Here is a 20,296-nt window from a genome sequence, read left to right as displayed (position 1 = left end):
CGCAAGTTGATGCAGGTCGTTCGTGGAGGAAAGGTCGAGGAGGTTTCCGCATCTGCCCGCTGGACAGCCGTGCCACGGGCGCTCGAAGACGGAAAGAAGCGGAGCGCGTGAGCCATGGTCAGCCAATTGCCGGGCGAAACACGGGGTGTTAGCTTGAACGTTCAGGACGGTGCCCTGGCACCTTCCGCACATCGTATGGTGACGTCTCAAGAGCTGATCGAGCGGGTCCAGGCGTATCAGCCTGGGGCCGACGTCGAGCTCATCGCCCGCGCTTACGACTACGCCGCCGAAGCGCACAAGGGCCAGATGCGCAAGAGCGGCGATCCTTACTTCTCGCACCCGGTCTCGGTCGCCGGCATCATCATCGAGCTGAAGCTCGACGTGGCCAGCATCGTCGCGGGGCTGCTTCACGACGTCGTCGAGGACACGCTCGCGACGCTGTCGGACATCGAGCGAGAGTTCGGTCAGGAGGTCGCGTTCCTCGTCGACGGCGTGACGAAGCTGTCGAAGATCAACTTCGCCTCGAAGGAAGATCGGCAAGCCGAGAACTTCCGGAAGATGCTCGTCGCCATGGCGCGCGACATCCGCGTGCTCCTGGTGAAGCTCTGCGACCGCCTCGACAACATGCGGACGCTCGAGCACATGAAGCCCGAGGCGCAGGACCGGATCGCGCGCGAGACGATGGAGATCTACGCGCCGCTCGCGAACCGGCTCGGCATCGCGCGGTTCAAGAGCGAGCTCGAGGACCTCGCCTTCAAGTACCTCGAGCCCGAGGCCCACGCCGACCTTTCGCAGAAGGTGCTCGGCACGAAGGCCGAGCGCGACAAGTACATCGCCGACGTCTCGAAGATCCTCGCGGGCAAGCTCGCCGAGCAGGGCTTCGCCTGTGACGTGACGGGCCGGGCGAAGCACAACTACTCGATCTGGCGGAAGATGCAGTCGCAGCAGTGCGACTTCGATCAGGTCTACGACGTGATCGCCTTCCGCGTGCAGGTCGAGACAGTGGCCGAGTGTTACGCGACGCTCGGCGTCATCCACTCGCAGTACACGCCGGTGCCCGGCCGCTTCAAGGACTACGTCGCGCTGCCGAAGCCGAACATGTACCAGTCGCTTCACACGACGGTCATCGGCCCGGGCCGCGAGCGCATCGAGGTGCAGATCCGCACGCACGAGATGCATCGCGTCGCGGAGCAAGGCATCGCCGCGCACTGGAAGTACAAGGAGCGCCACTCCGGCGGGCTCGACCCGAAGGACGCGGCGCGCTTCGGCTGGCTGCGCCAGCTCATGGAGTGGCAGAAAGAGCTCAAGGATCCGCACGAGTTCCTGGACAGCGTGAAGGTCGATCTCTTCCAGGACGAGGTCTACGTCTTCACGCCGAAGGGCGACGTGCGCGTCTTCCCGCGCAACGCGACGCCGATCGACTTCGCCTACGCGATCCACAGCGAGGTCGGCGATCACTGCTCGGGCGCCCGCGTGAACGGGGCGATCGTGCCGCTGCGTTCCAAGCTGCGGAACGGCGATGTCGTCGAGGTGATGACGAACCCGAGCCAGCAGCCGAGCAAGGACTGGCTCGACTTCGTCACGACGAGCCGCGCGCGCTCGCGCATCCGCAGCCACCTGCGCGCCGATCAACGCGAGCGCTCGCTGAAGCTCGGGCGCGAGCTCCTGGAGAAGGAGTTCCACCAGCGCGGGATCAGCATGGCGCGCCTCACGAAGAACGAGGCGGAGGTCCGCAAGCTCTGCGAGCACTTCAACGCGCAGACCTTCGACGAGCTCTTGATCGGCGTCGGCTACGGCAAGCACAGCCCGAAGGCGATCATCGAGTTCCTCGCGCCGCCGCAGGGCAACGACAAGGAGTCGCTGCCGCCGCCGTCCCTCAAGGAGAGCCGCATCGAGTCGCTCGTCCGCAAGGTGACGGGCCGCGACAACCACGGCATCCGGCTGAACGGCATCGACGACGTCCTCGTCCGCTACACGAAGTGTTGCAACCCCCTGCCGGGGGACGAGATCGTCGGTTTCATCACGCGTGGTCGCGGCATCACCGTGCACCGCCGCAACTGCCCGAAGGCGCTCGACACGGATCCGGAGCGCCGCGTGGAGATTTCGTGGGACGCGCGGGCGAAGATCAACCGCCCGGTGCAGCTCCGCGTGATGACGGCGAACCGGCCCGGCATCCTCGCCACGGTCGGCCAGACGTTCCACGAGCAGGGCATCAACATCAGCGAAGCGACCTGCCGCGCCGGCGACGACGGCCGCGCGACGAACACGTTTACCTTCCTGTGCTCGGACCTCGCCCAGCTCAAGGGCGTCATCCGGCAGCTCCAGCGTATCCCCGGCGTGATGGCCGTCGAGCGGACGTAACGCTCGTCAGCGTCTGCGTCGGGGCCCGGGTCCGGAGTTCGCGCCCGCGCCTGCGAGCGCGCGCGTGAGCGGACGCCCGAGGTCTCCCTCGGGCGCGTGCCGCGCAGCGAGATCCTTGATGCGGCGAACGAAGGCGTTGATGGCGCGTTGATCGACGCCCGCCGGCGAGGTCGCGCGCTCGCACCAGTAGGTACGGCATCCGAACGGACGCGACGTATAGATCGCGCAGCGGCCGTTCTCGTCGAGCAGCGGGCAGACGCGCTCGTCGACGGTGGTGAGGCGACGCTTGCCACGCGACGTGTCCTCGTGACCGGTGAGCGGCGGCGGCGTGCGGCCGAGCGTGCGCCCGCCGCCTCGCGCTGCGATGGCGCGTTGCACGAGGGCGAGCTCGATCGATGTGACGTACGGCTCGCGTCCTGTGACGCCGAATCGACAGCACTCGGTGGACGCTGGGCACGTCTGCCCCGCAAAGGACGCGTCCACCTCGCGGTAGAGCGCCGCGAGCTCGTCGAGCAGGCCCGCGAGCGCGCGCCGATCGTCGTCCTTCGTGGTGCTCGTGCGAAGCGATGGGTGCGAACGATCGGGCGACTTCGTGGGGGGCATGGATCGATCGCCCGCAGCATACGCGTCGACGCCGCCGTGTTCCAACGCGCGCGCCTCCCTTTGCGTGCGGCGTGCGGGCGCTATCCTGCGCGGGAACATGCCAAAACCGCACGCGTACCCGCGGCTGCGGCCGATCGAGGCCATCTTCGTCCCGCACCCGACGTTCGGCAAAGCGCTCATGCTCCGCGACGGCGAGGGCATCGCTCCGAGCCCGATCGTGATCCGCGGCGACCTCGCCCCGGTCGTCTCGTGCATGGACGGCACGGTCTCCCTCGACGGCATCGCCCGTCGCGCGAGCCGCATCATCGGCCGCATGATCGACGTCGCGATCGTGTCGCGCATCGTGGCCGACCTCGACGCGGCCTACATGCTCGAGACGCCACGCTTCCAGGCGCGACGACACGAGGTCGTGGCCGCGTTTGCTGCGGCGAGCGAGCGGCCCGCGCACCACGCGGGCGGCGCCTACCACCGTGATCCCCAGGAGCTCGCTCGTTACATCGAGGAGGCGTGTCTCGGGAAGGCGCCGCGCGGCAACGGCGCAACACAGGGTCGCCTCGTCGGGCTCTGCGCGCCGCACATGGACCTCTGGCGCGCGGCGGAAGGGTACGGCCACGCGTACGGCACGCTCGCCGAGTCGTTGCCTCCAGAGGTGGACACCTTCTTCCTGCTTGGCACGTCGCACGCGCCGATGCGCCAGCCCTTCGCCGTCTGCGCCAAGCGTTTCGCCACGCCGCTCGGCCCGCTCGAACCCGACCACGACGCGCTCGCGTTCCTCGCGGCGCGCAGCCGCTTCGACGTGCGCGAGGACGAGTACCTGCACAAGGGTGAGCATTCCTTGGAGTTGCAAGGAATCTTCTTGCGCCATCTCCTCGGTGATCGCCCTGCGCGGATCGTGCCCGTGCTCTGCGGCCTCGGCGACGCGCAGGCGAGGGGACGTGATCCGCAGGAGGACGCGCGCGCCGAGTCGTTCCTCGCGTCGCTCGCCGAGCTCGTCGAGCGACGCGGCGCGCGCGCCTTCCTCATTGCGGGCGCCGATCTCGCGCACGTGGGCCCGCGCTTCGGAGACGCGCGTCCCCTCGACGCAGCCGAGCGCGGCGTGCTCCAAGCTCGTGACGCGGAGTCCATCCGCCTCATGGTGGAGCACGACGCGAGCGGTTTTTTTTCGCAGGTCGTCGAGGATCTCGATACGAGGCGCGTGTGTGGCCTCGGCCCGATCTACACGGCGCTCCGGGCGCTCCCGGGGGCCGCGACGGGGCGGCTCTTGCATTACACGCAGTGTGTCGATCCCGTGGAGGGATCGATCGTCAGTCACGCGTCCTTGGCGTTCGTCTCCTGAAGGGCCGTGCCCGAGCACGGCCCTCGGATCGAACGAAAGGTCAGCTCCGCGAGAACTTGCGCCGCGCGATGTCGAGGCCGAGGCGCTCGGCTTCGCGGTAGATCGCCTGGCGCGACATGCCGAGCGAACGCGCGGCCGACGCGACCGAGCCGTTCGCGCGCGCGAGCGCATCTTCGAGGCGCGCACGAGCGAGCGAAGGATCCGTGGCGGGCGGCAGCGAAGGCTTCGTGCGGCTCGCCCGCGCGAGCGACGACGCGATCGACGCGGGAAGGAGCGCGCCGTCGGGGCCTGCGACCTCGGCCGCGGAGACGAGCGTCGCTTCGAGCTGCGGCACGCCGCCCGGCCAACCCGCGCGCACGAGCGATTCGAGCAGCTCCGGCGTGATGCGCGAGAGCTCGATGCCGCGGCGCTCCGCGATGTCCTGCACGATCGCCGCGATGTCCTCGCGGCGATGCTCGAGCGGGGTGATCGTGACGCGCTTGCCCGAGAAGAGCGAAGCGAACCACGGCGCGAGCTTGCCGTCGCCGACCGCGCGATCGAGCGGCTGCCCCACTGTCGCGATCACCGACACGCCGCTCGTGCGACCGACCGCGTGCGCGATCTCGAGCTGCTGCGGGCGCGGCAGCCGATCGGCATCGAGCACGACCCACGTCATCGGGCGAATGCCCGCCGGGATCGTCGGCTTGCCCTCGGCGCGGCCGTCGACCGTGACGATGTCGCCCACGCCCTCGCGCACCGCGGCGGCGAGCTTCGCCATCGTGCGCTTGCCTGTGCCGGGCCCGCCCTCGATGCACACGCACGAGCCGCCCTTCACGAGATCGAGGATCGGATCGATCCAATCCTTGCGCTGCCGCGGGCCGTGAACGAGCGGGCCCGTGCGCATGACCGCGCCGCCGTACGCGCTGAGATCACGCTCGACGAACACGCCGATTCGACTGCCGAGCCGCACCACGTCGCCGTGGCTCAGCCCGATGCGACGCGCGCGCACGCCGTCGACGAACGTGCCGTCGGGCGTGCCGAGATCCTCGACATAACAACCATCCGCGCGGACGCTGACACGCGCGTGCTCCGCCGCGATCCCCGCGCCTTCCACGTGCGCGTCACGCGACGCGCTGCCGATCACCGCGCCGTCGGTGAGCGTGATCGGCGCGAGCTCGCCGTTGAAACCGATGAGCACGAGCCCCCAGCCGCTTCCGTCACGCCGTCCCTTCGCGAAGACGCCCGACCGGTGCTCTTTTTGTGCTTGGCTGACCGCCTCCGCGTTCGAACCGGAGTTGATACGCAAAGCCGCTTGCTGTTCGTTCATGTTTCCCCCCATCCCTACGGAGCACGCGACGGTGCCCCATCCGCCTGTGCTGCAACCCCCAACGGCCGACTCTTCGGCCAGGCCGTCCGATGCAACGGTTGAAGAAGATACTCTTGGAATTCAAAGAGGCAACTGTCTGGGGCGCAGGGCTTGACAGTTTCCAAAGTGCCGAGTAGGAATGGCCTCGCTGCTGACGGGGCACGCCTCGGCGCGCAGTAGGGCCCTCCTCGGGGACCTCCCGAGTGATTCGGGAAAAACCCGAACGGCCCTTCGACATCGTGCTCGTCGAGGCGGTGGCGAAGTTTGCGGGAGTAACTCAGTGGTAGAGTGCAACCTTGCCAAGGTTGACGTCGCGGGTTCAAATCCCGTCTCCCGCTCTGAAAATTAGCAGTTCCTTCGCAGCACCCTGCGGGAGTAACTCAGTGGTAGAGTGCAACCTTGCCAAGGTTGACGTCGCGGGTTCAAATCCCGTCTCCCGCTCCGCAGTGTAGAGAACACGAAAGGCCGGCCGCACGAACATGCGGGCCGGCCTTCGTGTTTCGAAGGCCCCGGGCACAAACGCGGCCGGCCCGCGTCCCCGTTGTGATACGCCTCCTCGGCGATGCCGCCCGCGCCTCTTCACGAGCGACTCCGCCAGCTCGCGAGCACCCTCGAACGACAATTCCTCGGCAAAGACGAGATCATCCGGCTTCTCATGATCTCGGTCGTCGCCGGCGAGCACTGCGTGCTGCTCGGTCCGCCTGGCACGGCCAAGAGCGCCCTCATCCGCTCCCTCTCGGAGCTCATGCAGGCGAACTACTTCGAGTACCTGCTCACGCGCTTCACCGAGCCGAACGAGATCTTCGGCCCCGTCGACATCGTCGCCTTCCGTGAAGGCACCTACCGCCGCAACACGCAGGGCATGCTCCCCGAGGCGGAGGTCGTCTTCCTCGACGAGGTCTTCAAGGCGAACAGCGCGATCCTGAACGCCCTGCTCACGCTGCTCAACGAGCGCAAGTTCACGAGCGGCGGCAAGGTGATGCGCTGCCCGCTCATCAGCGTCTTCGCGGCCTCGAACGAGGTCCCCGGCGACGAGACGTTGAACGCAATCTTCGACCGCTTCCTCCTACGCGTCCACTCGGACAACCTCGACGCCTACCACTTCAGCGAGCTGCTCCAGCGCGGCATCCAGCACGAGATCCGCCAGATGTCCGGCGAGGGGCTGCGCCCCGTCGTCACCGCCCGCGAGCTCGCCGACCTCGGCAAGAGCTTCGGCGGCCGGATGAATTTTTCCGACGCGTTCCTCTCCGCCTACAAAGGCATCGTCTTCCAGATTCGCGCCGAGGGGATTTCTCTCTCCGATCGTCGCGTCGTGAAGATGCTCAAGCTCTTCGCCGCGAGCGCCTACCTCGACGGGCGCAACGCCACCGACGCGAGCGACTTCTTCGTCCTCAAGCACATCTGGAACAACCAGGACCAGGCCGCGATCCTCGAAGGCATCGTGCAGCCCGTGCTGGAGGCATTCTTCCGCGAGCACCCGGATCGCCGCCGCGTCGGCGCGCTCGGCGTCGGCGTCGACGCGCTCGCCGCCGAGATCGATCGGATTCGCCAGCTCCTCACCGGCGGCACCGCCCTCGGCGACGTGCAGCTCTTCAGCCAGCTCAAGGCCCTCGGCGAGATCAAGACCGCCCTCGCCGGGATCACCGATCCGCGCGCCCGCGAGCTCGAGAAGCGCGTCGCGCAGCTCCTCGAGGCCTCGTTCCGCAGCGGTCGCTTCGCGCAGATCTGACGCGCCGCCTCAGGTGGGCCGCTTGCGCTCGCGCGGCCCGCTCGTCCCACGCTCGCGCGGCGGCCCGCTCGTCCCGCGTTCACGCGGCGGCCCGCTCGTCCCACGCTCGCGCGGCGGCCCGCTCGTCCCGCGTTCACGCGGCGGCCCGCTCGTCCCCCGCTCGCGCCGATCCGCAGGCCGCGCGCGTCGCTCCTCGCGCCCGCCTTCCCGCGTCGTGTGCCCCGCCCGCGGCCGCTCGCCGCGCTCGCCTCGTTCACCTCGATCGCGAGGCGCCGCGCCGACGTGCGCGCGTGGCCTCTGCTGCTTCGCGCGCTGCGCAGGCATCTGATCCACGGCCGGGCGCACGCGCTTCGGCACGCCGAACTCCTTGCGGATCGCGAGCAGTTCATCGACCGTGAGCAGCCGCCATTTCCCCGGCAAGAGCCCCTCGGACGTCACGCCGGCAAAGCTCAACCGCGCGAGCCGCATCACGGGGAAACCCGTCGCCTCGCCCATGCGTCGGATCTGCTGGTTTCGCCCTTCGCGCAGGGTGATCTCGAGCCAGGTCTTGTCGCCCTCGTGCCGCAGGATGCGGACGTCGGCCGGCAGCGTCTTGCCGTCTTCGAGCTCGACGCCCGTGCGCCACACGTCCGCGTCGCCTTCATCCATCACGCCACGTACTTTGAGCACGTACGTCTTGGGCACGCCGCCGCGCGGATGAAGCATGCCGTTCGAGAACTCGCCGTCGTTCGTCAACAAAAGGACGCCGCTCGTCGCGAAGTCGAGGCGACCGACGGGATAAACACGCGCGCCCGCGCCGCGCACGAGGTCCGCGACCGTGGGCCGACCCTCGGGATCGTGGAGCGTCGACACGACGTTCCGCGGCTTGTGCAGCACGAGGTAGACCGGTGACTCCGCCGTGAGGCGCTTGCCATCCACCTCGATCTTGTCGCGACGTGGGTCGGCCTTGGCGCCGAGCTCCGTCACGACACGCCCGTTCACCCGGACCCGCCCCGCCGTGACCAACTCCTCCGCTGCGCGCCGGGAGCTCACCCCGGAACGGGCGATGATCTTCTGCAACCGCTCTTCCATCCGCCGACTCGCCTCCAGCCCGCTTCGCTTCGCTCTACAGCCCGGCTCGTGATAAGCACGCTCCATGCGCCGCGTCGACAAGCCGTGGGGACACGAGCTCATCTGGGCGGAGACGTCCCGCTACGTGGGCAAGTTGCTCCACATCCGGGCAGGCGAGCGTCTGTCCCGTCAATACCACCGGGTCAAGGAAGAGACACTCTTTCTCCAGTCGGGCGAGATGGACCTCGAAGTCGGTCCGAAGGAGTCGCTCGAACGTCGCCGCATGGTGAAGGGGGACGTCTTCCACGTCCTGCCCGGGACGATCCACCGCATGATCGCCGTCACCGACGTGGATGTGATCGAGGTGTCCACGCCCGAGCTCGACGACGTCGTTCGCATCGAAGACGTCTACGGCCGCGAAGGTACGAGCGCACCCTGACCGTGGTCCTCGTCGCGCTAGGGCTTCTTTTTCTCGCCCTTGTCGGCCTTGTCGTTGGCCTTGCCGTCTTTTTTCTCGGCCGGCGGGGGTGAGCCCTTCGGCTCGCCTTCGCCCTCGTCGCCGTCCTTGTCGGCGTCGCCCTTCTCGGCCGCGCGCTTCTCCGCCTCGCGCTTCTTCGCCTCTTCTTCCTTCTTCCGCTCGGCTTCCTCGGTACGGCGGCGCGCCTCCGTGTCGTGATCCCAGCGATCGACCCGCTCGTCGGCGTCGAGGTCCACGCCCATCCGCTCGAGCTTTCCCTCGCGGTAGATCTCCCAGACGTCGGGCTTGCCGTCGCGGTTCTGGTCGCGCTTGATGCGCGAGAGGCGCCCCTCCGAGTAGCTCTTCCACTCGTCGGGCTTGCCGTCGCGATCGTTGTCGAGCGCGACCTCGGCGAGCTTGCCGCGCGAGAAGGTGATCCACGTGTCGATGCGACCGTCGTAGTTGGTGTCGCTCTCCTCGTGCACGCTCTCGCCCTTGTCGTTGTAGCGACGCACGACGTCCTTCACGCCGTCGAAGTTCGTGTCGACCTCCCGGCAGACGAGGATCTTCTTCTGCGATTCGCCCACGCCGACGAGAAGGAAAACGCGGCGGACGTTCGGCTTGAGCGAGCCAGGCCCCGCGATCTCGCTCGCCTCCCGATCCTTCCGGCCCTTCCAGTCGCACATCGAGCGATCGTCGACGGTGCCGCTCGGGCCTCGGAGCGCGGCGCGCTTCGGCGTGGTCTCGCCGGTGAACGCGTTCGTCGTGGGCGCGGGCGTGCTCGCGCACGCAGAGAGCGAGAGGAGAGGGCCTGCGAGTGTCCACACGATCACGCGGCTCGTCATCGGGGGCTCGCTCCACCAGGCTGCGGTGCGATGGGCGCGCCCCCCGGCGGCATCGGGGCGGGCGCGTTCGGGAGCGGCACCGCGCCGGAGGGCCGCGGTGCGGGGGCCTGGGGCTTGGGCGGCGTCGCGGCCTGCTTCGCGCGGGCTTCCGCGCAGAGGTCGAGCACCGTTTCGGGATCGGGCTTGCCGTCGACGTTGCGGTCGGTCGCGACGAGTGCGCATCGATCGTCGGTCGGATCGTTGAAGGCCCACCACTGATCGACGAGCCCGTCGCCGTCCGAGTCGCGCTCGCGCCGGACGAGGCGGCCGCCCTCGTAGTAGTCCCAGGTGTCGAGCTTGTCGTCGAAGTTGGTCTCGCGTTCCTTCAGGAACACGGCGCCGTCGCGTGAGCTCACGATCTCGTCGGCCCGCCCGTCTCTGTCGTAGTCCGACTCGCGACGGCGCTCGCGGCCCGCGGGGTCGTAGTAGACGAAGACGTCGATGGCGCCGTCGAAGTTGAGGTCGAGGACGCGGCAGAGCTCACGCCCCGCGGCGTCGGGCACGCGGGTCATGTCGGGTTTGCCGTCCCCGTTCGCGTCGAAGCGCTGCGCGTTCGCCGCGGCCATGTCGCAGGCCTCGTGCTTCACCTCGGTGTCGCGTTCGGCGCCCGTGGGAAAGGTGGGCGGCGCGCTGGCCGGATCGGCCGAGGTGCATGCGGTGGCGCCGATCGCCGGCAGCGACGTGAGGAGGGCCGCGACGCCGAGCGAGCGCGCCCAGCGGAAAGGGCATGGAAAGCGGCTGGATTCCAAGCGTTCGAGGCGAGTCTAGACGCACCGCGAACCCTTTCGCAAGGCGAGCGGGAGGCCGATGCCATGCTCGTGCTCCTGCTTCTGACGCGCGTTTCCGGAGACTCCCGAGTCTTCCTGATTGACAACACACGTACCGGCATCTAGGGTAACGCCTTGTCAGTATCCCCTCGGAGTCCTGGGGGCGCGTCGTCCGCATCCGGCGGGCGACGTGAAGAGCGCAGGGCCGGCGTGACATGTCGCGAAAGAAAGTCTCGACGACCATCTACATCACGCCCGAGCAGGCCGAGCGCCTGAAGCTCCTGCACGACCGGACGAAGGTGCCGATCGCGGTCTACATCCGCGAGGGGATCGACATGGTCCTCAAGCACTACGAGCACGTGCTCCCGGGACAGATGAGCCTGGAGACGACGGTCCAGAAGAAGTAACCGCCGCAAGCCGTGGCTTTCGCCCGCGCGACGCGCTAGGAGCACGCGGCCGTCGTCTTGCCGGCCTCACGGAAGTATGCCCGCCGATCCCAAGCTCATCCGCAACTTCTCCATCATCGCGCACATCGATCACGGCAAAAGCACGCTGGCCGACCGCATCCTGGAGGCCACGGGCGCCCTGTCCGATCGCGAAAAACAAGACCAGTTTCTCGACAAGATGGAGATCGAGCGAGAGCGCGGGATCACCATCAAGGCGCAGAACGTACGGCTCGAGTACGCCGCGACAGACGGCCAGAAGTACCGGCTGCACCTCATCGACACGCCTGGACACGTGGACTTCAACTACGAGGTCTCGCGCAGCCTCTCGGCCTGCGAGGGCGCGCTGCTCGTCGTGGACGCCTCCCAGGGCGTCGAGGCGCAGACGCTCGCCAACGTCTTCCTCGCGCTCGACAACAACCTCGAGATCATCCCCGTCCTGAACAAGATCGATCTGCCCTCGGCGGACGTCGACCGGACGAAGCGCGAGATCGAGGACGTCATCGGCCTCGATTGCTCGAACGCGATCCTGGCGAGCGCCAAGACCGGCATCGGGATCAAGGACATCCTCGAGGCGGTCGTGGCCCGCGTGCCGGCGCCGAAGGGCGAATCCACGGTCACGCCCCGCGCGCTCATCTTCGATAGCTGGTACGACAGCTACCGCGGCGCCGTGGTCATGGTCCGCGTGGTCGAGGGCACGCTCCGCAAGGGCCAGAAGGTCCGGTTTTTCGCGACCGGGCGCGACTACGAGATCACCGAGATGGGCGTGTTCGCCCCGCACGCGACGCCCATCACCGAGCTCGGCCCGGGCGAGGTCGGGTTCATCGCGGGCAACATCAAGAGCGTCACCGACACGAAGATCGGCGACACGGTGACGGACGCCGTCCACCCGACGACGATGCCGCTGCCCGGCTTCAAGGAAGTGAAGCCGATGGTCTTCGCGGGCATCTTCCCCACGGACTCGGCCCAGTACGAGGACCTGCGCGACGCCCTGTCGAAGCTCCAGATGAACGACGCGGCGTTCGTCTACGAGCCCGACACGTCCGAGGCGCTCGGCTTCGGCTTCCGCTGCGGCTTTCTCGGCCTGCTCCACATGGAGATCATCCAGGAGCGGCTCGAGCGCGAGTACAACCTCGACCTCATCACCACGGCCCCGAGCGTCGTGTACCACGTGTACATGAACAGCGGGGAGATGAAGCCGATCGAGAACCCGGCGCGCCTGCCGCAGACGCAGTACGTCGACCACCTCGAGGAGCCGATCTACCGCGTGACCATCCACGTGCCCTCGTCCTATGTGGGCACGGTGCTCGCGCTCTGTCAGGACCGGCGCGGCGAGCAGAAGTCGCTGCAATACGCCTCGTCCGACCGCGTGATCATCACGTACGACATGCCCCTCAGCGAGGTGCTCTTCGACTTCCACGACAAGCTGAAGAGCGTCTCCCGCGGCTACGCCTCGATGGACTACGAGCTCGTCGGCTACAGGCCGGCCGACCTCGTGAAGCTCGACATGCTGGTGAACGGTGATCCGCTCGACGCCCTCAGCGTCATCGTCCACAAGGAGAAGGCGTTCCAGCGTGGGCGCGATCTCGCCGTGAAGCTGAAGGACATCGTGCCGCGGCAGCAGTACGAGGTGGCCATCCAGGCGGCCATCGGCTCGAAGGTGATCGCCCGGACGACCGTGAAGGCGATGCGCAAGGACGTCACGGCCAAGTGCTACGGCGGCGATATTTCCCGCAAGCGCAAGCTCCTCGAGAAGCAGAAAGAGGGCAAGAAGCGCATGAAGATGGTCGGCAGCGTCGAGATCCCCCAGGAAGCGTTCCTGGCGATCCTCAAGGTCGACTGAAGCGCGCGCCCTCTACCGTCCGGGACCGAGCCTTCGTATAAGGCGCGACATGTCGGTCGCTCGACGCGCTCTCCCGCTCTGCCTCCCGCTCCTCCTCGCGCTCGCCGCCTGCGACGAACCGGCCTCGACCAAGGGCGCGTCGTCCGCGGCGCCCTCGGCTGCGCCACCGCCCTCGGTCGAGCCGCCGCCCTCCGCAACGACGCCGCCTCCGCCGGCGAAGGCGAAGATCGAGATGCCGCCGCGGCCCGTGCCGCTCGGATCGGCGGGCCCGATCCAGCCGAGCGCTCCGCCGGATCAGCAGATGATGGCGATCCAGTACACGATCGCGATGGTCACGCCGCGCGGCACCGATCCCCTCGTCGACAAGGACTACGTGGAGCGCATCGTGAAGAAGCTCGAAGCCGCGGTGCGCACGGCCGACAAGGGCAAGACGCCGCCGAACCCGGTGAAGGCGAACAAGGGCAACCGCAAGCTCGAGGTCGACATGGGCAAGGGGTGCAACGAGCGGGTGCCCGAGAACCTGCTCCACCAGCGAGCGGGCTCGTCGTTGAAAGAAGCCTACGAGGCCGGCGTGCTCGTCATCTCCTGCCACGACGACAAGTGGGAGTGCCATCAGTCGACGCGGATCCCCGAGGACGTCCTGTGCCACGCGGCGCCGCGCCGCTGAGCCACGTCCGCCCCTGACGAGGGGGCCGCATCGTCCGCGCCCGCGTGGCGCCTGGCCGCGCTTGCAGGCGTGATGTGGTAAGGGAGAGCGGCAGATGCATACGGCCCTCCCGAATCTCCGCTCGCGCGTCCGGAAAGGTCCTTTCGCCGAGCTCCTCGCCGAGCTCAACCGCAACCGGACCCGCCTCGCCGAGGCCGAGCACGACGCCACCATCTCGTTCGGCCCGACCATGCGTGTCGAACGTTTCGTCCTAGGCAACGGCCTGCGGGTGCTGATCCTGCAGGACAACGCTGCGCCCGTCGTCTGCGTGCAGACGTGGTTCGGCGTGGGCTCGCGGCACGAGCGCGTCGGCAAGACGGGCATCGCCCATCTCTTCGAGCACCTCATGTTCGGCGAGACCGAGACCTCGGCCCACGGCGCGTTCGATCGCACCCTCGAAGAAGCGGGCGCCGAGACGAACGCCGCGACGTTCCTCGACTGGACGTACTACCACACGAACCTGCCCGCCGAGGCGCTGGAGCTCACGCTGCGGCTCGAAGCGGACCGGATGTCGCGCCTCGTGCTGCGTGATCCGCAGGTGGCGAGCGAGAAGGAGGTCGTCGCGAACGAGCGGAGGCAACGCGTCGACGACGACGTGGACGGTGCGATCAGCGAGGTCCTCTACAAGGAGGCGTTTCGCGAGCACGGCTACGGGCATCCGACGATCGGATGGATGGACGACATCCTGGGCTTCACGACCGACGACTGCGTCTCGTTCTACCGGACGTATTACGCACCGAACAACGCGGCGATGGCGATCGTCGGCGACGTCGACATCGGGCAAGTGCTCCGGCTCGTGCAGGACAACTACGGCGGCCTGCCGCCCTCGGTCCTGCCGGTCGAGGACGTGCACCCCGAGCCTCCGCAGACCGTGGAGCATCGGATCCAGATCACCAAGCCGACGCCGACGCACAAGGTGGCGATCGGGTACAAATCGCCGGCGCTCGGAGACTTCGATCATCCGGCGCTCGTGCTCCTGAACGAGATCCTCTTCGGAGGGCGCTCCTCGCGGGTGCATCGCGCGCTCATCCAGGAGCAGGAGATCGCCACCGACGTGCGAGGCTGGGTGGGTGCGTTCCGCGATCCATCGCTCTACGACGTCTTCTTGTCGGCGCGAGGCGAGCACACCGCGGAGGCGCTCTGCGCGGCGCTCGACGTTCTGCTCGATCGGGTCCGCGTCGAGCCGGTCACGGAGGAGGAGCTCGAAAAGGCAAAGGCGCGCGTCGAGCTCGCGGTGCTGCAAGGACTCGAGACGGTGAGCGGCAAGGCCGAGCAGATTGGGTTTTACGAGATCGTGCTGGGCGATCCGGCGGCGCTCTTCGAACGGCTCGCGGCGTACCGCAGAATCACCGTGGGAGATCTCCTGCGCGTGGCGCGGCGTTACCTCGCGCGCTCGTCGAGGACGGTCATCGAGGTGGCGCCCGACGGATCGATGGAGAGTGACGAGGTGGACGACGAAGAGGCGGAAGGCGAGGGGAGTGAAGAGGAGGTGGCGTCGTGACGCATGTCATCGTCGAGCCGAGCCCCGCGTTGCCTCTCGTGAGCGTCGTCGTCGCGTTCCGATCGGGATCGGCGCACGACCCCGTGGGCCGCGAGGGGCTCGGGCGCACCACGGCCCGCATGCTCCGTCGTGGTGCCGAAGGGTGGAGCTCGGAGAAGATTGAGCAGACAATCGACCTCCTCGGCGGCGAGCTCGGCGTGGACGTCTCGCCGAGCTCGAGCACGGTTCACTTCGAGGTGATCCGGCGTTCGCTCGATCCATTCGTGGACCTTGCGTCGACGCTGCTCGCCCGGCCCTCGTTCGACGAGGCCGAGCTCGCTCGGCTGAAGCGTGAAGCCGAGGCCGAGCTCATCGAGTCGCGCGACAGCGACGGCACCTTGTGCGCGCGCGCCTTCCGCCGGACGCTCTTTGCGGGTCATCCGTACGGCCGCCGCGTCGCAGGTTGCATTCCCGCATTGCGTGCGGTCGAGCGTGCTGACGTGGTGTCGTTCTACGGGGCGCACTACGCGCGGGAGAACGCGATCGTCACGATCTCGGGAGACGTCGACGTGGAGGAAGGGCACGCGATCGCCGAGCGCCTGCTTTCCGGACTCCCGGCCGGCGCAAGAGTCGCGGATCCCGTGCCGCCGCCGGCGCGACGGGCCGGCCGTCGGCTCGTCTTCGTCGACAAGCCGGAGCGAACCCAGACGCAGATGATCGTGGGAGGGCTCGGGACACACCCGAACGACCCGGATCACGTCGCGCTCCTCGTGGCGAACACGGCGTTCGGAGGGACTTTCACGTCGCGGCTCATGCAGGAGGTGCGGGCGAAGCGCGGCTGGTCGTACGGCGCGTCCTCGCGCGTCGGGTTCGATCGGCAGAGGGACGCGTTCACGATGTGGACCGCGCCCAAGGCGTCGGATGCCGCGGCCTGCCTCGCCCTGAAGCTCGAGCTTCTGCACGCGCTCCGCAAGGACGGGATCACGCGGGACGAGCTCTCGTTCGTCAAGAAGTACCTCGTCCGCTCCCACGCCTTCGAGGTGGATACGGCGAGGAAACGGGCCTACCAGAAGCTCGAGGCCGCGCTCTACGAGTTGCCCGAGGGATACCACGACAAGCAGCTCGAGCAGATCGAGGCCGTCACGCTGGACGAGGCGAACGCCGCGATCCGCGAGCGTCTGTCGGAGGACGACCTCGTCGTCTCGGTCGTTGGAACGTTCTCGCAGATCGGCGATGCCGTCACGAAGTCCGTCCCGCGGTTGCAGGAGACGCAGGTCGATCCGTTTGACCTCGAATGATCTGGCGCGCGGGTCGTGTGATCCGCGCGCCGTTTCCCTCACGATGGGAAGACGATCCTGGGGTAGGACAGCTCCCGCACGGGGATGGCGCAGGGATACGTGACGGGCTGATTGCGACGGCGTGAGGCGCGCGCTGCGCGGGGCGGTTGATGCGCATACGCGAGGAGCACCTCGCGCACGCGGAGCAGATCTTTCGGCCGCATCGGGCGTGGCGTCGACACGGCGAGGCTCGACGCGGCGAGCGCGCGCCCTCGTCGAAGCGCCTCTGCGCGTGCGAGCTTCAGCCGAGCGTAAGCCGTCTTGACCGGGATCCCGAGCTTCTCGGCGATCTCCGGCATCGTCTGCTCTTCGAGGTCGTGCAGGACGAGGATCTCGCGGAGCTTCGGGCGCATCCGGCCGATGAGCTCCCGGGCGAGCGCTTGCTCTTCGCCTTCCAGGAGCGCGGATTCGGCCGCGAGGGTGTCGCTCATCGGCTCCGGTGGCCAATCGGCCACGAGCGGCTCGATGCGGTGCCGCGCGAGCTTTCGGTAGTTCGTCGCGAGCTGCATGGCGATGACGAAGAGCCAAGGGCGCGCAGAGCTCGCCGCGTCGTGATCCTCGATCCGCCGCAAGGCGACCGAGAAGACCTCCTGCGCGATGTCGTCGGCGTCGCGGGAGGGCACTCCGTACCGCTCGACGGTGCGCAGGACGAACTCCCATTCGCGCGCATAGAGCTGCTGGAAGACCTCGTCACGCGGAGGCAGGGGCCCGGAGATGAGCTCCTCCGCGAAGGGATACGGAACGGGAGGATGCAGCGGATCCAGAGGGACAGCGTCGGGAGACAGCGGAGGGTCGCCATCCGGAAACCACAGGGAAGGGGATGTCGGTGGCGGCGGGGGCGAAGCGCAACGGCGCTCGCCCACGGCAGGGGTTTCACCGGACGAACTTGTGCGTGGAGCTCGTTTTCCGTTTGCGCTGCGGGGACGCTCGTCGGTCCTTTTCATGGTTCACCGCCCCGAGGCGTGGCTCGCGTGATCGACGTTGCCCGCGCCTCTCGAACGGTTTGTCCTGCGGAGGGCAGGGAGCGTCAATGGTCATCCGCGCTCACGCGCCCGCGGTGGGCTCTCCCTCGGCCTCCGTCGCGAGCATCCACAAGACCGCCATTCGCACGGCGACGCCCGCTTCCACCTGATCGAGGATGACGCTGCGTGAGCCATCCGCCACGAGAGGGTCGATCTCCACGCCTCGGTTCATGGGCCCGGGGTGCATCACGATCGCGTCGGGCGCGGCGAGCGCGAGTCGCGCCTCGTTAAGCCCGAACTTCCTGCTGTACTCGCGCGTGCTCGGCAAGAACGTGCCCGCGAGGCGCTCGCGCTGGACGCGGAGCATCATCACGACGTCGGCGCCTTCGAGCGCTGGTTCGAGTCGATCGTGCACCTCTGCGCCGAGCGACTCGGCTGCGGGTGGAAGGAGCGTGCGAGGGCCCGCGAAGCGCACCGTGGCCCCCATCTTCCGCAGCAGAAGCGCGTTCGATCGCGCGACGCGGCTGTGCAGGACGTCGCCGCAGATGGCCACGACGAGGCCTTCGAGCCGTCCCTTGCGACGTCGGATCGTGAACGCGTCGAGCAACGCTTGCGTGGGGTGCTCGTGCGTCCCGTCGCCCGCGTTGACCACGGCGGCCTTCGTGCGTGATGCGACGTAGTGCGGAGCGCCCGACGCTTGATGCCGGAGGACGAGGACGTCCGGGCACATCGCTTCGAGGTTCTTCACCGTGTCGAGGAGCGTCTCGCCTTTGACCGCGCTCGACGTCGACACGCTGATGTTGATGACGTCAGCCGAGAGCCTCTTGCCCGCGAGTTCGAACGAGGTGCGCGTGCGCGTAGAGGGCTCGTAGAAGAGGTTGATCACCGTCTTGCCCCGGAGCGTCGGCACCTTCCGGACGCTGCGCCGCGAGACGTCGAAGAAGCTCTCCGCAGCGTCCAGGATCGAGAGGATTTCGGTCCTCTCCAGGGCCTCGATCCCGAGCAGGTGGCGGTGCGGATATCGCGCGCGTGGTGTCGTCACGTTCCCCCCAGGGTGGATGACTCTTCGATGGTGGCCCACGTGCCGTCGTCCTTCTGCGCGACCTCGATCCTCTGTCCGGGGCCGAGCTCTACGCGGCGCACGGTGTAGTCCGGATGGATGGGCAGCTCGCGGCCGCCGCGGTCGACGAGCACGCAGAGCTCGATGCGGCGCGGGCGGCCGTAGTCGAGCACCGCGTCGAGCGCCGCGCGGATCGTGCGGCCGGTGTAGAGGACGTCGTCGACGAGCACGACGCGCTTGCCGCGCACCTCGAAGGGGATGCGGCTCGGGCCGATCTTGGGGTTCGGCAGGGCCGTCGCGGCGTCGTCGCGGTAGAGGGTGATGTCGATGGAGCCCGTCGGCGGCGCTTCACCTTCGAGCTCGCGGAGCAGCGCGGTGAGCCTCTCCGCGAGGGGCTCGCCGCCGCGTCGTATGCCGATCAGCGCGAGGTCACGGACGCCGCCGTGTTCGGCGATCTCGCCAGCGACGCGGCGGAGACCTCGGGCCACCGCGACCGGATCGAGGAGGACTTCGGACATGGCGGGGACGAGCTACCACAAGGCCGACGCGGTGTCCCCGGGCCGTGCGGGGTGCGTCACGTCAATCGGGGTGGTGGAGAATTTTCTGGGTCGGATCCACGAAGTAGAATCGACCATACGCGGCGCGCTGGAAGGTGACCGCGCCGAACGCGTTGACGAGGACGGAGATCAGGGCGAACGCCCAGAAGAAGCCGCCGAGCCGCCTCTTGCCGAGCGCGAGGAGCGCGAACAGGAACACGGCGAAGTCGTTGGAGAAGCGGTAGCCGAACTGGATCCAGCCGCTGTTCTGGTAGAGCAAGCTCGGCAGCGCGACGCATGCGGCCGTGAGCGCGACGGCCCAGAACGAGGGCGGCGTGCGTCTCGGCCAGAGCACCCACGCGTAGATGGGCGTCGTGACCCAGAGCGCGAGGCCGTGCGCGTTGATCTGAAACGGAGCGCTGCTCGTGCCCGTATAGGGCAAGGACGTCAGGATCACGCCGAGGTTCCGGCCGAGGTAGTGGTACGAGAAGAGCCCCCACCGCTCGATGCGCGCCCGCCATGTGATCGCCAGCAGCCGGTGGCCGAACTCGAACGGATCGCCGAACCGCGCGGCGTTGTACCAGAGCAGGACGCCGAGCACCGCCGCGGCAGGTACGGCGAAGAGCGCGAGGTTTGTCGCGAGCGCTCGCGCGTCCACGTCCGCGAGTCGCACGCGCCCGCTCGCGCCCGCGTTCGCGCTCGCTCGGACCGCCTCGTATACGAAGAGCGGGAACGCGAAGCCGAGCGGCGTGCGCGTGGCAAACCCGAGGCCGATCGCGAGGCCCGCGAGGATCGGGTGCGCGGCGCCGACGGACGCGAAGAGATAGAGCGCCGCGAGCGCCGCGCCGACGACGTGCGCGGCGAACCAGACCGTGCCTTGCACGGCGGAGAACCAGTACACGGTGCCGAACGCGAAGAGCAGCGAGAGGAGCACGTTCTCCCGCTCGGATCGTCCCGTCCTGCCGGCGCGGGCGAGCGCGTCGAGGCCGAGGTACAGGAGCGCCGGCGCGAGGCCCGTGAAGAGCGCGAAGATCTGCCCGTCCCGAACGCGATCGACGCTGCCCGCGAGCTTGACCGCCGGTAGCAAGAGGACCGCGGGGAACGGCGGAAAGCTCACGTAGTGCTTGCCCTCCCACACGACGAAATCGTTGTTCCCCGTGTACGCGGGAGGAGGTCCGCCGAGGTCCAGGCGGCCGTGCAGCCACGCGTCGGCGAGCAAGGCGAAGTGGTTGTATGGCGTGTGCGTCGTGAGCCGCTCGCGCCCCGTCGTGGCGAGACACACGACCGTGACCAACGTGTAGATCACCGCGGCAAAGAGCCACCTTCGCGATCGATCGTCGGGCCGTTCGAGCGGGCGGTCCATGCGTGCTGGGCGCACCCTACCATGGCCTTTGCCG

Annotated in this window: 18 protein-coding genes and 2 tRNA genes; 11 read left to right on the top strand and 9 right to left on the bottom strand. The window is 68.3% G+C overall.

The window, feature by feature from the left end; translation table 11 throughout:
• Window positions 1-195 precede the first annotated feature (195 nt).
• Entirely contained in the window at window positions 196-2,361 is a 2,166-nt protein-coding gene (locus E8A74_RS26425) for a RelA/SpoT family protein (RefSeq protein WP_136931853.1), read from the top strand.
• 6 nt (window positions 2,362-2,367) lie between these two features.
• Here E8A74_RS26425 and E8A74_RS26420 read toward each other — a convergent pair whose 3' ends face one another.
• Window positions 2,368-2,964 carry a CxxCxxCC domain-containing protein gene (locus tag E8A74_RS26420; protein ID WP_136931852.1) on the bottom strand — a complete coding sequence of 199 codons (597 nt, stop codon included), beginning with the start codon at window positions 2,962-2,964 and terminating at the stop codon, window positions 2,368-2,370.
• Between the two features lie 97 nt (window positions 2,965-3,061).
• Between E8A74_RS26420 and amrB the strand changes: the two genes are divergently transcribed.
• Window positions 3,062-4,300, top strand: a complete 1,239-nt coding sequence (amrB, locus tag E8A74_RS26415) for an AmmeMemoRadiSam system protein B (protein WP_136931851.1) — start codon at window positions 3,062-3,064, stop codon at window positions 4,298-4,300.
• A 40-nt stretch (window positions 4,301-4,340) separates the two neighbouring features.
• Here amrB and E8A74_RS26410 read toward each other — a convergent pair whose 3' ends face one another.
• A complete protein-coding gene (locus E8A74_RS26410; protein ID WP_136931850.1) occupies window positions 4,341-5,606 on the bottom strand; it encodes an FHA domain-containing protein in 1,266 nt (421 codons plus the stop codon).
• Between the two features lie 305 nt (window positions 5,607-5,911).
• Between E8A74_RS26410 and E8A74_RS26405 the strand changes: the two genes are divergently transcribed.
• The 3 genes from E8A74_RS26405 to E8A74_RS26395 all read left to right on the top strand — a co-directional run bounded on the left by E8A74_RS26405 (window position 5,912) and on the right by E8A74_RS26395 (window position 7,374).
• Window positions 5,912-5,983: transfer RNA gene (locus E8A74_RS26405), tRNA-Gly, on the top strand.
• A 31-nt stretch (window positions 5,984-6,014) separates the two neighbouring features.
• Window positions 6,015-6,086, top strand: a tRNA-Gly gene (locus tag E8A74_RS26400).
• 121 nt (window positions 6,087-6,207) lie between these two features.
• Complete coding sequence (locus tag E8A74_RS26395; protein WP_136931849.1) at window positions 6,208-7,374, top strand: AAA family ATPase; 1,167 nt, start codon at window positions 6,208-6,210, stop codon at window positions 7,372-7,374.
• Window positions 7,375-7,383: 9 nt separating this feature from the next.
• On the opposite strand, the gene E8A74_RS26390 is transcribed toward E8A74_RS26395, so the two are convergent.
• Complete coding sequence (locus E8A74_RS26390) at window positions 7,384-8,445, bottom strand: pseudouridine synthase (protein ID WP_136931848.1); 1,062 nt, start codon at window positions 8,443-8,445, stop codon at window positions 7,384-7,386.
• 64 nt (window positions 8,446-8,509) lie between these two features.
• Here E8A74_RS26390 and E8A74_RS26385 point away from each other — a divergent pair, with 64 nt between their 5' ends.
• Complete coding sequence (locus tag E8A74_RS26385; protein WP_136931847.1) at window positions 8,510-8,863, top strand: cupin domain-containing protein; 354 nt, start codon at window positions 8,510-8,512, stop codon at window positions 8,861-8,863.
• A gap of 17 nt (window positions 8,864-8,880) precedes the next feature.
• Here the strand turns inward: E8A74_RS26385 and E8A74_RS26380 are convergent, their stop codons facing one another.
• Both E8A74_RS26380 and E8A74_RS26375 read right to left on the bottom strand, forming a co-directional pair.
• Window positions 8,881-9,726: a hypothetical protein gene (locus E8A74_RS26380; protein ID WP_232379751.1), complete on the bottom strand. Its 846-nt coding sequence runs from the start codon at window positions 9,724-9,726 to the stop codon at window positions 8,881-8,883.
• Window positions 9,723-10,514 (bottom strand): hypothetical protein, encoded by a 792-nt coding sequence (locus tag E8A74_RS26375; protein WP_136931846.1) that lies wholly within the window; start codon window positions 10,512-10,514, stop codon window positions 9,723-9,725. The genes E8A74_RS26380 and E8A74_RS26375 overlap by 4 nt, the downstream gene beginning before the upstream one ends.
• Before the next feature lie 233 nt (window positions 10,515-10,747).
• On the opposite strand from E8A74_RS26375, the gene E8A74_RS26370 reads away from it, so the two are divergent.
• The 5 genes from E8A74_RS26370 to E8A74_RS26350 all read left to right on the top strand — a co-directional run bounded on the left by E8A74_RS26370 (window position 10,748) and on the right by E8A74_RS26350 (window position 16,302).
• Window positions 10,748-10,939, top strand: a complete 192-nt coding sequence (locus tag E8A74_RS26370; protein ID WP_136918444.1) for a ribbon-helix-helix domain-containing protein — start codon at window positions 10,748-10,750, stop codon at window positions 10,937-10,939.
• A gap of 76 nt (window positions 10,940-11,015) precedes the next feature.
• Window positions 11,016-12,818, top strand: a complete 1,803-nt coding sequence (gene lepA, locus E8A74_RS26365; RefSeq protein WP_136931845.1) for a translation elongation factor 4 — start codon at window positions 11,016-11,018, stop codon at window positions 12,816-12,818.
• A 49-nt stretch (window positions 12,819-12,867) separates the two neighbouring features.
• Window positions 12,868-13,485 (top strand): hypothetical protein, encoded by a 618-nt coding sequence (locus tag E8A74_RS26360; RefSeq protein WP_136931844.1) that lies wholly within the window; start codon window positions 12,868-12,870, stop codon window positions 13,483-13,485.
• Between the two features lie 94 nt (window positions 13,486-13,579).
• On the top strand, window positions 13,580-15,025 hold the full coding sequence (locus E8A74_RS26355) for a M16 family metallopeptidase (RefSeq protein ID WP_136931843.1): 1,446 nt from the start codon (window positions 13,580-13,582) through the stop codon (window positions 15,023-15,025).
• Window positions 15,022-16,302, top strand: a complete 1,281-nt coding sequence (locus E8A74_RS26350) for a M16 family metallopeptidase (RefSeq protein ID WP_136931842.1) — start codon at window positions 15,022-15,024, stop codon at window positions 16,300-16,302. The genes E8A74_RS26355 and E8A74_RS26350 overlap by 4 nt, the downstream gene beginning before the upstream one ends.
• A 38-nt stretch (window positions 16,303-16,340) precedes the next feature.
• Here the strand turns inward: E8A74_RS26350 and E8A74_RS26345 are convergent, their stop codons facing one another.
• The 4 genes from E8A74_RS26345 to E8A74_RS26330 all read right to left on the bottom strand — a co-directional run bounded on the left by E8A74_RS26345 (window position 16,341) and on the right by E8A74_RS26330 (window position 20,262).
• Window positions 16,341-17,204 (bottom strand): RNA polymerase sigma factor, encoded by an 864-nt coding sequence (locus tag E8A74_RS26345; protein WP_136931841.1) that lies wholly within the window; start codon window positions 17,202-17,204, stop codon window positions 16,341-16,343.
• A 181-nt stretch (window positions 17,205-17,385) separates the two neighbouring features.
• Window positions 17,386-18,345, bottom strand: coding sequence for an aspartate carbamoyltransferase catalytic subunit (locus E8A74_RS26340; protein ID WP_136931840.1), 960 nt, complete (start codon window positions 18,343-18,345; stop codon window positions 17,386-17,388).
• A complete protein-coding gene (gene pyrR, locus E8A74_RS26335; protein ID WP_136931839.1) occupies window positions 18,342-18,881 on the bottom strand; it encodes a bifunctional pyr operon transcriptional regulator/uracil phosphoribosyltransferase PyrR in 540 nt (179 codons plus the stop codon). The genes E8A74_RS26340 and pyrR overlap by 4 nt, the downstream gene beginning before the upstream one ends.
• 61 nt (window positions 18,882-18,942) lie before the next feature.
• The gene (locus tag E8A74_RS26330; protein WP_136931838.1) at window positions 18,943-20,262 is read right to left on the bottom strand and encodes a hypothetical protein; all 1,320 of its coding nucleotides are present in this window, start codon (window positions 20,260-20,262) and stop codon (window positions 18,943-18,945) included.
• Window positions 20,263-20,296: the final 34 nt, after the last annotated feature.

It is taken from the genome of Polyangium fumosum (genome assembly GCF_005144585.1).
In the GTDB taxonomy this organism is placed as follows: domain Bacteria; phylum Myxococcota_A; class Polyangia; order Polyangiales; family Polyangiaceae; genus Polyangium; species Polyangium fumosum.
The sequence above is the reverse complement of the archived record's forward strand: the minus strand, read 5'-3'. Positions and strand labels throughout refer to the sequence as shown.